This window comes from Streptomyces sp. NPDC044571 (genome assembly GCF_040647115.1).
In the GTDB taxonomy this organism is placed as follows: Bacteria; Actinomycetota; Actinomycetes; order Streptomycetales; family Streptomycetaceae; genus Streptomyces.
Genome location: NZ_JBEZBN010000024.1, coordinates 13,184 through 24,649, shown reverse-complemented (window position 1 = coordinate 24,649; position 11,466 = coordinate 13,184). Strand labels below are relative to the sequence as shown.

Genomic DNA, 11,466 nt, shown 5'->3' with positions numbered 1-11,466 from the left:
CGACCGTCAGGACGTGGTGGGAGCCTCGGCGTCGAGGAGGTGGGGGCCGTTGTTGCGGACGCTGTTGACCGCGGTGGAGACCGCCCGTACCTCCAGGCGGCCCTCGGCGGGGGTGTGGAGGAGGGCGCGCAGGGCGTGGACGTCCTCGTGGGCGGGGTCGAGCCAGGCCCCGTAGTCGGCGGGGTCGAGTGCGAGCGGCATGCGGGGGTGGATGCGGCCCGCGGCGTCGGCGGCCTCCGTGGTGATGACGGTGGCCGTGGTCAGCCAGGCGGCCGGGTCGTCCTCGTCGGGCACGTTCCGGTCGCGCCAGAACTCGTACAGCCCGGCCATCGCCATCACCGTGCCGTCCTCGGGGCGGATGAAGTACGGCTGCTTGTACGCCTTCGCCGTGGCGGTCGCGGGGACGGACTGCCATTCGTAGAACCCGTCCGCGGGCAGCAGGCACCGGCGCTTGGTGAACGCCTTGCGGAAGGCCGGTTTCTCGTGCACCGTCTCGACCCGGGCGTTGATCATGCGGGCGCCGACTCCCGGATCCTTCGCCCAGGACGGGACCAGGCCCCAGCGCACCGTGCGCAGCCGGCGCTGCACCGCGCGGGTGTCGCGGTCCGGACGTTCGAGGACGGCCCAGACGGGGTCGGTCGGGGCCACGTTCCAACTCGGCGCGAGCGCCTCGCTCGGATCCCAGCGGGCCTCGAACAGGCCGGCCAGGTCCTCGGGGGCTCGGCTGGAGGCGTAACGGCCGCACATGCCCCCACCATGCCACCCCGGCGGCTCCCCCGGCACCGAGGCGCGCGCAGCGCGTCGCCCGCGGCGGCCGTCCGCCGCACACGGTGACCGCGGGCGGCGGACGGCTTACGCTGTCGTTCATGGTCAGACTGGAGCGGCTCGGGGCGGACCATGCCGATGCGCTGCTGGCGTTCGAAACCGAGAACCGCGAGTACTTCGCGCGGTCCGTGCCGGATCGCGGGGACGCGTACTTCGCGGGGTTCGCGGCCCGTCACCGGGCCCTGCTCGCGGAGCAGGACGCCGGTGCGTGCCGGTTCCACGTGATCGTGGACGACCTCGGCGACCTGGTCGGCCGCGTCAACCTCGTGGACATCGCGGACGGGGCCGCCGAGTTGGGCTACCGGGTGGCCCGGCGCGCCGCGGGCCGCGGCACGGCGACAGCGGCGTTGCGGGAGGTGTGCCGACTGGCCGCCGGGGCGTACGGCCTCGACGTGCTCACCGCGGTCACCACCCGCGACAACGGGGCGTCACGGGCGGTGCTCGCACGTACCGGGTTCACCGTGGTCGAGGACGTCCTCCTCGACGGGCGGCCCGGTGCGCGTTACCGTCGCCGGCTTTCCGCGCCCCTCTGACTTCTCCTTCCTCCTTCCCGTCGAGAGCGAGGGCACGGTGAGTCACCGTCACGAGCACGGCCGGCCGCACGGCCCCCCGCCCGCGGACGCGCCTGCGGCACGGGCCCGGCGCCGGATCCCGCACCTGATCCGGCACCGGCTCGCGCACCTGCTCGTTCCGCACCGCCACGAGGTGACGGACAAGGTCGACGCGGCGATGGAGTCCTCCCGGGAGGGCATGCGGACCCTGTGGCTCTCCCTGGGCGTCCTGGGTCTGACCACCTGTGTCCAGGCCGCCGTCGTCGCCGTGTCCGGGTCGGTGGCGCTCATGGGCGACACCCTCCACAACGCCGCCGACGCGCTGACCGCCGTGCCCCTGGGCATCGCCTTCGTCCTCGGCCGGCGGGCGGCGAACCGCCGGTACACCTACGGCTACGGCCGCGCCGAGGACCTGGCGGGGGTCGCCGTCGTCCTCACCATCGCCGTCTCCTGCGCGCTGACGGCCTGGCAGGCCGTGGACCGGCTCCTGAACCCCCGCGAACCCAGCCACCTGTGGGCCGTCGCGGCGGCCGCGGCGGCCGGCTTCGCCGGCAACGAGTGGGTGGCGCGCCACCGGATCCGCACGGGCCGCAGGATCGGTTCCGCCGCCCTCGTCGCAGACGGCCTCCACGCCCGCACCGACGGATTCACCTCCCTGGCCGTGCTGCTCGGCGCGGGCGGGACCGCGCTCGGCTGGAAGGCGGCCGACCCGGTCGTCGGCCTCCTCATCACCGCGGCCATCGTCCTGGTCCTGCGGGACGCCGCACGGGAGGTCTGCCGGCGTCTGATGGACTCCGTCGACCCCGCCCTGGTCGACACCGCCGAACGGGCGCTGCGCGCGGTGGGCGGAGTGCTCGACACCGGGCAGGTCCGGATGCGGTGGATCGGCCATACGCTGCGCGCCGAAGCGGACATCTTCGTCGACCCTCAGCTCACCGTCGTCCAGGCGCACGCGCTGGCCGTCGAGGCCGAGCACGCGCTGATCCACGCCGTTCCGCGGCTGACGGGCGCCACCGTCCACATCGACCACCCCGCCGAGGACGGCGACCCGCACGCCGCCCTGGCCCACCACGCCTCCTGAGCGCCGGCCCGGGAGGCGCGATGGCCGGTCGGCGGCCTCCGGGCCACCATGGGAGGGACCCGTTCCGGGGGGACCCACCGGGAGGCGTTCATGGTGCACGGCGAGGGAGCGGCCGCGGACGTACTCGTGGCGGGCGCCGGGCCGGTCGGTCTGACGGCCGCCGCCGAGCTGCGGCGGCGCGGTGTCGGCTGCCGGATCATCGACCGGCTTCCGGCCCGGCTGCCGTTCGCCAAGGCCGTGGGGATCCAGCCCCGCACGCTGGAGATCTGGGACCGGATGGGCTTCGTCCGGGCCGCGCTGGACCTGGCGGTCCCGATGCACGGGCAGCTGATGTACATGAACGGCGCCGAGCAGCCCCCCGTCAGGTTGCAGCTGCCGCCGGAGGTGCCGTACGGCTTCGCCGCGCTGCCCCAGTACGAGACCGAGCGCCTCATCGAGGAGTGCCTGGGGCGGTTCGGCACGGGGATCGAACGGGGCACCGAGCTGCTGTCCTTCGCCCAGGACCCCGACGGGGTGACCTGCCGGCTGCGCACCCCGGCCGGGGAGGAGGAACTGCGGACCCGGTACCTGGTGGGCTGCGACGGTGCGCACAGCACCGTCCGCAGGGGGCTCGGGCTGGGCTTCGAAGGCGGCGCGTTCCCGGAGGAGTACATGCTCGCCGATGTGGAGGTCGACTGGGACCTGCCGTACGGGTACGGGGTGCGGGCCGTGCACCGGACCGCAGCGGGCGCCGTCGACGACGTGCTGGTGTGCATTCCGCTGCCGGGCACGGGCCGCTACCGGATGTCGATGAGGGTGCCGCCGGAGCTCTCCGCCGCGGCGCCGGCGGCCGGCGACGGGGTGGCCCACGGTCTGGAGAGCGGCGGCCGGGCCCCCGAACTGGTCCACGTCCAGGCCGTCCTGGACCGGCTCTCGCCCCGGCCGACGACCGCGTCCGCGATGCGGTGGTCCTCGGTGTTCCGGATCAGCCACCGGCTGGTGGACCGCTACGGCGACGGGCGGGTCTTCGTCGCCGGGGACGCCGCGCACATCCACCCGCCGACCGGCGCACAGGGCATGAACACCGGGATCCAGGACGCCTGGAACCTGGCCTGGAAGCTGGCCGCGGCCCTGGAGGGCGCTGCCGGCCCGGGCCTGCTCGCGAGTTACGACGCCGAGCGCCGGCCGGTCGGCGAGGAGGTCGTCGGCCGCACCGTGCGGCACGCCGCCGAGGGCATCCTGGCCGATCCGTCGGACCCGGTGACGCCGGCGCTGCGCGAGGCGCAGCTGCTGGTCGGATACCGGGGCAGCCCGATCGTGCAGCGGCCGTCTCGGGCGGGCGCCGGCCGGGGCCCGCAGGCCGGCGACCGGGCCCCGGACTGCGGCGGGCTCGGCGGGCGGATCACCTCCTACCCGCTGCGCCTGTACGACCTGCTGCGCGGCCGCGAGCACCTGCTGGTGCTGTACGGGACCGGGCCGCTCGCGGACGGCACCCTGACCGAACTCGCCGAGGTCGTACGGACCTTCGCGCCCGGCCTGGTGGAGGCCTGCGCGGTCCTCGCGGAGGCGGACACGGACGGGCCGGCTCCGCTGCCGGTGTACCGGGACGCGCGGGGCGAGTTCGCCCGGATGTACGAGGTCGGGGAGCCGACGGTGTTCGTGGTCCGGCCCGACGGCTACCTGGGGGCCCGGCTGTGTCCCCCGACGGTCCAGGACCTCACCGCCCACCTCGCGCAGGTGTTCCGGGCTTCCGGGACGCCGGCGTAGGGACGGCTAGTCTCCGAGTTCCAGGATCCGGCCCGTCTCCGGGCCCTCGATGGCGCGTACGTAGGCCTGCGCCACGGCGGCCAGGCCGACCGGCGGGAAGCCGGGGAAGGATGCGCCGTAGACGTCCAGGGCTTCGGTGAAGACCGTCGGGCTGACCGCGTTGATGCGCTGCGGGGCGATTTCGACGGAGGCCGCGCGGACGAACGCCTCCACCGCGCCGTTCGCCATCGAGGCGGCCGTGCCCGTGACGATCGGGCTGCGGGCCAGGACGCCGGTGACGAGGGTGAAGGAGCCGCGGGGGGCGATCCGGCCGAGGCCCTGGCGTACCAGCTCCAGTTGGCTGAGGACCTTGCCGTCGAAGGCCGCCGTCCAGTCCTGCGGTGTCATGTCCGCGACCGGCTTGTAGGGCACCGAGCCCGCGGCGTTCGCCACCGCGTCCAGCTGCCCGCCCCGCCCTGCCTCGTCGTACAGGGCGGCGATCTGCGCCGGGTCGGTGATGTCGTGGCGGAGGTCGCCGCTCGACCGTCCGGCGGTGAGGACCGTGTGGTTGCGGGCGGTGAGGGCGTGGTGGACGGCCGTGCCGAGCCTGCCGGCCGCGCCGATGAGAAGGATTCGCATGCCCCCGACGCTAGGGCCACCGGGCCGGGCCGGGGAAATGCCGCCCGTGCAGCATTTATGCTCGGCGGTTATGAACGTGGAGCTACGGCACCTGCGAGCCCTCGCCGCGATCGGCGACGAGGGCACCATCACGGGCGCGGCGGATGTCCTGCGGCTCAGCCAGCCCGCCCTGTCCCGCACCCTGGACCAGTTGGAGCGCCGCCTGGGCACCACGCTGGTCGAGCGTACGACCCGGCGGCTGGCCCTGACCCCGGAGGGCCGGCGCCTGTGGGAGCACGCGCACCGCATCCTCTCCCAGGTGGACCAGGCCCTCGCGGAGGCCGCCACCGGGCCGCGGCCCCTGCGCATCGGCTTCGCCTGGGCGGCCCTCGGCCCCTACACGGTGGGGCTGCTGCGCGAGTGGCGCCGCGAACGCCCCGACGTCCCGGTCGAGGTGCACCGGCTCGACGACCCGGGAGCGGCGCTGCGCCGCGGGAAGATCGACGCCGCGTTCCTGCGGACGCTGCCCGAGAGCGGTGACCTCCCGCTCTCCGTGCTGCCGCTGTACCGCGAACCGCGGATCGCGGCCCTGTGCGAGGACGATCCGCTGGCCGCCCGCGAGGAGGTCGCGCCGGCCGACCTGGCGGACCGTACGGTCGTCCTGTGCGCGTCGGCCGCCACGACCAGCACGGCCCTGTGGCCGCAGGAGCGCCGCCCGGCCTCCCTGACCGTGGCGAACGTCGAGGAGTGGCTCACGGTCATCGCGACGGGTGAGGCCGTGGGTGTCACCGCGGAGGCCACCCGGTACAGCCACCCGTACCCCGGCGTCCGCTACCTCCCGCTCACCGGCGTCCCCCCGGTGACGGTCCACTTCCTGTCCCCCAGGGCCCCGACGCATCCGCAGACCGAGGCCTTCCGCGCCCATGCCCGGCGCGTCCTCCCGGCCACCGGCATCTAGGGAGTCTTGTCCGCCACGCCGCGCGGCCGTACGTCGTGTAGGTGCTCACCTCGCCAGGTGGCGGGTGAAGAACGACCGCACGAGGTCGCGGACAGTCGGCACCGTGACCCGGGGGTCGGCCGGGCCCACCATGGCGGCGCGCCCCGCAGCGGTCATCAGGCCGGCCTCTTCGAGCTGGGGGACGAGGGCCGCGTAGTCGGTGAAGGCCCAGTGGTGGGTGTGGTCGAGCTGCCGCCGGACGACCGGGCCCCCGTGGGCGAGGAGGGCCGCCCAGGACCGGTCCAGCCGGGCGTCGCGGAAGCCGTCGGTGCCGGCCAGGAGCAGCGGCCGGTCCGTTCCCCGCCGGGCCACGGGCAGGAGTTCGCCGTCCAGTTGGTCGAGGTATCCCTCCAGGTTGGCGGCGGCTGCGATCCGCCGGTCCTCGTGGAGCGCCTGTGCGGCCGCGGTACCGCCCGCGGAGTGCCCGTAGACCCCGACCCGGTCCAGGCCGAGGGTGTCGAGGACGAAGCGGAGATCGGCCACCCTGGTGTCGATCATGGTGCGGAAGGTCGCCGCGTCGAGGTCCGGACGCAGGGCGGTCCTCCGGATCCGGTCGCGTTCCGGCCGGGCGTCGGGGAACTCCACCTCGCTCGCGTCCCCGGGGTGGTCGACGGTGATGACGGTCCAGCCGTGCGAGGCGAGGTCGATCGCGAGTGAGCTGCCCATCGTGCGGGCGTCGCCGCCGCCAGGGGTGTAGAGCAGTGCGGGGCGCCGGCCGGGCAGGGGCGGGGCGCCGGCCCGGGCGTGGGTGAGGGTGGCCGCCCAGTCGACCCCGGTCGCCGGCAGCTGCGGACGGACCAGGTGGGCGAGGGAGGCGAACACCGCGGCGGCGCCGGGCGTGAGCTGCGGGACGCGCGGGAAGCCCCGGGCGGGCACGGCCGGCCGCAGGACGGTGACCATGAGCTCCCGTACACCGATCCCGGTGTCCCACGGGTCGTTGCGGGAGCGGTCGACCAGGTGGAGGACGCGGGCGCCGACGGGGTACGGGCCGGTGGGCGCGGGCAGCCGCAGGAGGGGCGCACCCCCGTGCCCGGAGGCGGCGGCGGAGCCGGTGACGGCGGTCGTGAGGAACAGGGCGGCGGCGCCGGCGAGAGCGCCCTTGGCGAAGGAACGGCGGCCCGGTGCGGAGGAATGTGTCATGGACGGCATCCTGGAGGTGGCCGCGGTACCGGGGCGAAGCTTGCGGCCAGGCCCGAAAGCCTGGCGCTGAGCAGGGAGATGTGCGTGATCCGGATCCATTTCACGTCGGACGACTTCGCCCGGGTGCGGTTCGCACCGCGGCCCTCCCCCCTACCCGAGCTGCACGCGGCCCTGATGATGCTGGGCGCCCCGCAGGAGGAGCTGCTGTTCGGGCGCTGGCGCAGCAGGCTGCTGCGGACCCTGCCGCACGCGGTCCGGCCGCTCTCGGACCTGGTGCCGGACGGGAGCGCCCCCGCCTTCCTCGACGTCCTCGGCGACACGCCGGACGAGGGGTTCGCGCTGATCAGGGCCGCCCGCCCGGAGTTCGTGCGGGCCGGCATCGAGCAGGTCTACGCACAGCGGCCGGCCCCGCCGTGGATCCGCTCCCTGCACGGCGGGGACGCCGGCGCCTGGCGGATACTCGTCCGGGCGCAGCGGGCGGCGTACGAGTCGGTGCTCGCGCCGGTGTGGCCGCTGGTCCAGGACCTGCACCGGTCGGAGTTCACCCACCATGCCCTGACCGCCGCAGAACAGGGCATCGGCGCCGCCCTGACCGCCCTGGCACCGGGGTCGCGGCTGCGCGGCGGGGTCTGGGAATGGCCCCGGCCGGACGTCCCGGGGGTGCGTGAAGTCCGGCTCGGCGGGCGCGGGCTGGTCCTGCGACCGACCTTCCACTGGCGGCAGGGCCCCCTCGTCCAGGACCTGCCGGACCGTCCGGTGGCGCTCGCCTACCCCGCGGGCCGGGGACTGCCGCTGGTCCCCGTCCCGGACCGGGGCGGCCCACCGGACGAGCCCCTCGCCGCGGTCCTCGGGCGCACCCGGCTCGCCCTGCTGCGCTGCCTGGACCAACCCCGTACGACGACGGGACTGGCGCGCCGCCTCGGCGTCAGCAACGCCACCGCCTCCGCCCATGCCTCCGCGCTCCGCGCCGCCGGTCTCCTCACCACCACCCGCACGGGCCGCTCGGTCCACCACGCGCGTACGCCCCTGGCCGAGCTGTGGCTCGCCGACGGTCGGGAGCTGTCCGGCCGATCACGTGCGAAGCCAGATGACCAGGGCGGCGGCGGTTACTCTGCCGAGGCAGACGTAGCCGCGCGGTCTTCTCCGGGAGCACAACCGCCCGGACAGGTCCCGGTTCAGGGGCCGACGTACTCGTACACGCCCCCGTGAGGGTGTCGCAGCACCGCTCGGTGACCGTTGGGGGTGGGCTGCGCAGGCATTACCACCGTGGCGCCGGCGGCGACCGCTTCGTCGACGGCTGCGGCCAGATCTGCGACCGTCAGGGTGGCGCTCACCCCGGCGACCCTCTGCACTGCCTCGTCCGGACCGCAGAACAGCAGGAAGGGCCCGACACTCGCCAGATGCACACCGGCGAAGGCGAAGCGGTCGGCCGTGCGGCCCGTCAGTCGCTCGTAGAAGGGGACGGCCGCGTCCAGGTCGTCAACGCGCTGTCGTGCGATCACCGAGTCGATCTTCATCGGCATGCTGGAACTCCTCTGTTGCGTTGGAGGGCTTCGTTCAACACTGTCAGGCTTGTCGCGTCATCGTTCGCCCCGGTGGCAGGCGCGGCCCGGGGCCGCGCCTGCCATACCGGGTCTACGAACGGTCAGCCGTCGCCACGGCCTGCGCGGCTGCGCTCGCGCAACGAGATGCGGTTGCCGTCCGGGTCCACCGTCTCGATGCGGACGCCGAAGCCGTAGTCCACCGGCTCCGGCTCGTCGAAGGTCACACCCCGGTCGCGGAACACCTTGAAGTCCGCGCGCAGGTCGTCCGACTCAAGGATGACCGGGCCGGGCGTTGCGCCCGGCTCGGCCGGCTGGCCCGCGGCCGGGGCGTGCGCCCACAGGAGGATCTCGACGGGACTGCCGGGGACGCCCACGGTGAGGAAGCGCCCGCCAGGGTTCGGGAAGTCGATGCGCTTCTCCAGGCCCAACTGCTCGGTGTAGAACCGCAGCGCGCGGTCCTGGTCGGTGACGTACAGCGTCACGTACATGACGTTGGTCAGCATGGGGTGGTCCTTCCCTCCGTCGGTCTCTTTCCTCTCCCTGACGAACCCCGGCAGGAGGATGTGACGGATGGATGGAGGAAATCTGCCGACCGACGGCTTCGAAGGCTTGCTGCCGGGGTCGCAGGCCGAGGCCGGTGACGCCTTCCAGTCAGCCTCACGCCGCTCCACCTGGGCGGCGTTCCTTGACACCATCACCGCCGCCTCCCTGGTCATCTGGCTTCGCACGTGATCGGCCGGACAGCTCGTAGGGGCCGTCGGGATCCCGGCGGCCGCGGCCGGCTCCGGTCAGGTCAGGTCAGGTCAGGTCAGGTCAGGTCAGGTCAGGTCAGGTCAGGTCAGGTCAGGTCAGGTCACACGATCGGATGCCGTTACGGCCCCATCAGGTGAAACACGCCCCCACTCCCCCTTCGCCGGGACCGGATGCGTGCAAGGTGGGTCCAGCTTTCGGCGCCCCGGCACCCTCCGCCCGGCCGCGCCCGTCGAGCAACGGAAGGGCCGGTACCCGATGGTGATGGCGAGGGCCCCGCTGCCCGCTCTGCTCTCCTTGGTGCTGACGGGGGTCCCCGCCGTGCTCCCGAACGCCGCGGCAGCCGCGGCCTACGACGGGCAGCCCCGCCGCGAGACCGCCCTGTTCAGCGTGAAGTCCGCCAACAACGCGGCAGCCCAGGCCTTCACGGTGGCCGGCACCCGGCTCTCCCGGGTCAGTGTCTACCTGGGCAGCGGCGCCGCGACCGGGACCGTGACCGCCCAGGTCCGCCGGGTCCGCGCCGACGCCGGGTCGGTGGTCGCCTCGAAGACCGTGAACCTCGCCGCGCTGGGCGGGGCCGGCGCGGGCTGGGTCGAGTTCCCGGTCAGCGCCTCCGTCACCGCGGGCGCCACGTACTACCTCTTCGTGCAGGCGACCACGGCGGAGAGCAGACCCGTCGCCTGGTACGGCACCAAGCAGTCCGTCCCCGGCTCGCTGACCAGCTGGAACTACGACAAGGCGTACTGGGGCGGCTGGCACGCCGAAACCACCGCCCGGCCGGCCTTCCACGTCAATCCCACCGGGAGCGAGCGCTGCGGCGAGACCGAGCCCTGTTACGTGCCCGCCTCGGCGCTCGCGGCCCGTACGGCGGGCCTGCTGACCAACGGGGTGGCCACCGAGGCCGTACTGCCCTCCTTCGCCGTCGGCGCCTCCTACGTCGACGGCAGCAACGTGCTGCGCCTGCCGTCCGGCCGGTGGCGGTACCTGCCCGAGGGCGCGACCGCGTCCGCCGTGGTCGAGGCGGACGACGCGGGGGCCGTCGCGCAGATCGAGGAGAGCCGCGGCTGGCTGGCCGCGGGCCAGGTGCCGGGGACCACCGCCGCGCAGCGGGACGCGACGCAGCGCGCCCTGCTGTCGATGCGGGCGCTGCTGAAGCCGAACGGCGCGTTCGCCGCGGGGTGGTCGCCGCCGTGGGAGTACTCCTGGCCCCGGGACGGCGCTTTCGCCGCGGCCGCCTTCGCCGCCACCGGGCACGACGACGAGGCGTACCGGATCCTGGGCTACGACGCGCGCACCCAGCGGGCCGACGGGACCTGGGAGGCGCGGACCAAGCTGGACGGCAGCGGACCCCCCGATGCCCGCCCGTGGCAGCTCGACGGCAACGGCTGGGTGCCCTGGGCCACCTGGCAGTGGTACCAGGCGGCGCCGCCGGACGAGCGGGACGAACGCCTGCGCACGCTCTACCCGATGGTGCGGAAGGCAGCCGACTACGCCGCCCGGTCGCTGGGACCGAACGGGCTGCCTCCGGCGTCCCCGGACTACTGGGAGCTGGGCACCGCGACCACCAACATCGGGACCGCCGCCCCGCTGCTCGCCGGGCTCAACGCCTCGGCCGACCTGGCCGCCCGGCTGGGCATGAGCGGCGACGCCGAACGCTGGGCGGAGGCGGCCCGGCGGCTGTCCGCGGGCATCGCCGACGTCTTCGCCCCGCTGGGCTACCCGCGGACCGCAGACGGCAGGCACGGCCTGGACAGCGCGGTGGCGTTCATGGCGCCCCCGTTCAACAGCGCCCCGCCCGACCTCGGCGGGGCCCTGGACTCCGCCTATCGGGCGCTGCTGCTGCCCAACGGCGGCGTCTCGCCCGGCAACGACCCCGATTTCAGCTGGGGCCCGTACGCCTGGACGGCCAGCACCTCCTTCTTCGCCCTCGCCTGGTCGGGTACGGGCGAGCAGGCGAGGGCGGCCAGGGTGCTGGACTGGGTGCTGTCGAAGCGGAACGGGCTGGGCGAGCTTCCCGAGAGCGTGAACGGGGCCGGGCTGCCGTCCTCGGTCGCTCCCCTGGGCTGGACGGACTCGCTGGTCGTGCTCACCGCGCTGGCCCTGGAGGGCTCCCCGCAGCCGACTCCGCCGATGCCCGCGGGCACGGCGCGGGCGGGCACGGCGCAGGCCGGTGCGGCGCGGGCGGGCACGGCGGCCGGCGGTGCGGTCGTGCGGACCGGCTGATCGCGTACGCTC

Annotated in this window: 12 protein-coding genes; 7 read left to right on the top strand and 5 right to left on the bottom strand. The window is 74.8% G+C overall.

What is annotated here, in order from left to right; genetic code table 11:
• Window positions 1-6: 6 nt before the first annotated feature.
• Window positions 7-747, bottom strand: coding sequence for an SOS response-associated peptidase (locus AB0B01_RS15250; protein ID WP_361717970.1), 741 nt, complete (start codon window positions 745-747; stop codon window positions 7-9).
• 119 nt (window positions 748-866) lie between these two features.
• On the opposite strand from AB0B01_RS15250, the gene AB0B01_RS15245 reads away from it, so the two are divergent.
• From AB0B01_RS15245 to AB0B01_RS15235, 3 genes are all read left to right on the top strand, one after another.
• Complete coding sequence (locus tag AB0B01_RS15245) at window positions 867-1,358, top strand: GNAT family N-acetyltransferase (RefSeq protein ID WP_361717967.1); 492 nt, start codon at window positions 867-869, stop codon at window positions 1,356-1,358.
• Window positions 1,359-1,485: 127 nt separating this feature from the next.
• The gene (locus tag AB0B01_RS15240) at window positions 1,486-2,457 is read left to right on the top strand and encodes a cation diffusion facilitator family transporter (RefSeq protein WP_361718186.1); all 972 of its coding nucleotides are present in this window, start codon (window positions 1,486-1,488) and stop codon (window positions 2,455-2,457) included.
• Between the two features lie 90 nt (window positions 2,458-2,547).
• Entirely contained in the window at window positions 2,548-4,203 is a 1,656-nt protein-coding gene (locus tag AB0B01_RS15235; RefSeq protein ID WP_361717964.1) for an FAD-dependent monooxygenase, read from the top strand.
• A 6-nt stretch (window positions 4,204-4,209) separates the two neighbouring features.
• Here the strand turns inward: AB0B01_RS15235 and AB0B01_RS15230 are convergent, their stop codons facing one another.
• Complete coding sequence (locus AB0B01_RS15230) at window positions 4,210-4,821, bottom strand: short chain dehydrogenase (RefSeq protein ID WP_361717962.1); 612 nt, start codon at window positions 4,819-4,821, stop codon at window positions 4,210-4,212.
• Between the two features lie 70 nt (window positions 4,822-4,891).
• Here AB0B01_RS15230 and AB0B01_RS15225 point away from each other — a divergent pair, with 70 nt between their 5' ends.
• Window positions 4,892-5,758 (top strand): LysR family transcriptional regulator, encoded by an 867-nt coding sequence (locus AB0B01_RS15225; RefSeq protein ID WP_361717959.1) that lies wholly within the window; start codon window positions 4,892-4,894, stop codon window positions 5,756-5,758.
• Between the two features lie 45 nt (window positions 5,759-5,803).
• On the opposite strand, the gene AB0B01_RS15220 is transcribed toward AB0B01_RS15225, so the two are convergent.
• The gene (locus AB0B01_RS15220; protein WP_361717957.1) at window positions 5,804-6,937 is read right to left on the bottom strand and encodes an alpha/beta fold hydrolase; all 1,134 of its coding nucleotides are present in this window, start codon (window positions 6,935-6,937) and stop codon (window positions 5,804-5,806) included.
• Between the two features lie 78 nt (window positions 6,938-7,015).
• Here AB0B01_RS15220 and AB0B01_RS15215 point away from each other — a divergent pair, with 78 nt between their 5' ends.
• The gene (locus AB0B01_RS15215; RefSeq protein WP_361717954.1) at window positions 7,016-8,146 is read left to right on the top strand and encodes a winged helix-turn-helix domain-containing protein; all 1,131 of its coding nucleotides are present in this window, start codon (window positions 7,016-7,018) and stop codon (window positions 8,144-8,146) included.
• On the opposite strand, the gene AB0B01_RS15210 is transcribed toward AB0B01_RS15215, so the two are convergent.
• Together AB0B01_RS15210 and AB0B01_RS15205 are read right to left on the bottom strand one after the other, a co-directional pair.
• Complete coding sequence (locus AB0B01_RS15210; RefSeq protein WP_361717951.1) at window positions 8,113-8,460, bottom strand: VOC family protein; 348 nt, start codon at window positions 8,458-8,460, stop codon at window positions 8,113-8,115. The two genes, AB0B01_RS15215 and AB0B01_RS15210, sit on opposite strands and share 34 nt — an antisense overlap.
• A 122-nt stretch (window positions 8,461-8,582) precedes the next feature.
• Window positions 8,583-8,984 (bottom strand): VOC family protein, encoded by a 402-nt coding sequence (locus AB0B01_RS15205; RefSeq protein WP_361717948.1) that lies wholly within the window; start codon window positions 8,982-8,984, stop codon window positions 8,583-8,585.
• A 67-nt stretch (window positions 8,985-9,051) separates the two neighbouring features.
• Here AB0B01_RS15205 and AB0B01_RS15200 point away from each other — a divergent pair, with 67 nt between their 5' ends.
• On the top strand, window positions 9,052-9,213 hold the full coding sequence (locus tag AB0B01_RS15200) for a hypothetical protein (protein WP_361717945.1): 162 nt from the start codon (window positions 9,052-9,054) through the stop codon (window positions 9,211-9,213).
• 282 nt (window positions 9,214-9,495) lie between these two features.
• The gene (locus AB0B01_RS15195) at window positions 9,496-11,454 is read left to right on the top strand and encodes a hypothetical protein (protein ID WP_361717942.1); all 1,959 of its coding nucleotides are present in this window, start codon (window positions 9,496-9,498) and stop codon (window positions 11,452-11,454) included.
• Window positions 11,455-11,466: the final 12 nt, after the last annotated feature.

Bases quoted from the DNA above. Each gene is read 5' to 3' on its own strand.
- AB0B01_RS15245 (WP_361717967.1), top strand. From the start codon at position 867: ATGGTCAGACTGGAGCGGCTCGGGGCGGACCATGCCGATGCGCTGCTG.
- AB0B01_RS15250 (WP_361717970.1), bottom strand. From the start codon at position 747: ATGTGCGGCCGTTACGCCTCCAGCCGAGCCCCCGAGGACCTGGCCGGC.
- AB0B01_RS15220 (WP_361717957.1), bottom strand. From the start codon at position 6,937: ATGACACATTCCTCCGCACCGGGCCGCCGTTCCTTCGCCAAGGGCGCT.
- AB0B01_RS15195 (WP_361717942.1), top strand. From the start codon at position 9,496: ATGGCGAGGGCCCCGCTGCCCGCTCTGCTCTCCTTGGTGCTGACGGGG.
- AB0B01_RS15230 (WP_361717962.1), bottom strand. From the start codon at position 4,821: ATGCGAATCCTTCTCATCGGCGCGGCCGGCAGGCTCGGCACGGCCGTC.
- AB0B01_RS15205 (WP_361717948.1), bottom strand. From the start codon at position 8,984: ATGCTGACCAACGTCATGTACGTGACGCTGTACGTCACCGACCAGGAC.
- AB0B01_RS15225 (WP_361717959.1), top strand. From the start codon at position 4,892: ATGAACGTGGAGCTACGGCACCTGCGAGCCCTCGCCGCGATCGGCGAC.
- AB0B01_RS15200 (WP_361717945.1), top strand. From the start codon at position 9,052: ATGGATGGAGGAAATCTGCCGACCGACGGCTTCGAAGGCTTGCTGCCG.
- AB0B01_RS15215 (WP_361717954.1), top strand. From the start codon at position 7,016: ATGTGCGTGATCCGGATCCATTTCACGTCGGACGACTTCGCCCGGGTG.
- AB0B01_RS15235 (WP_361717964.1), top strand. From the start codon at position 2,548: ATGGTGCACGGCGAGGGAGCGGCCGCGGACGTACTCGTGGCGGGCGCC.
- AB0B01_RS15210 (WP_361717951.1), bottom strand. From the start codon at position 8,460: ATGCCGATGAAGATCGACTCGGTGATCGCACGACAGCGCGTTGACGAC.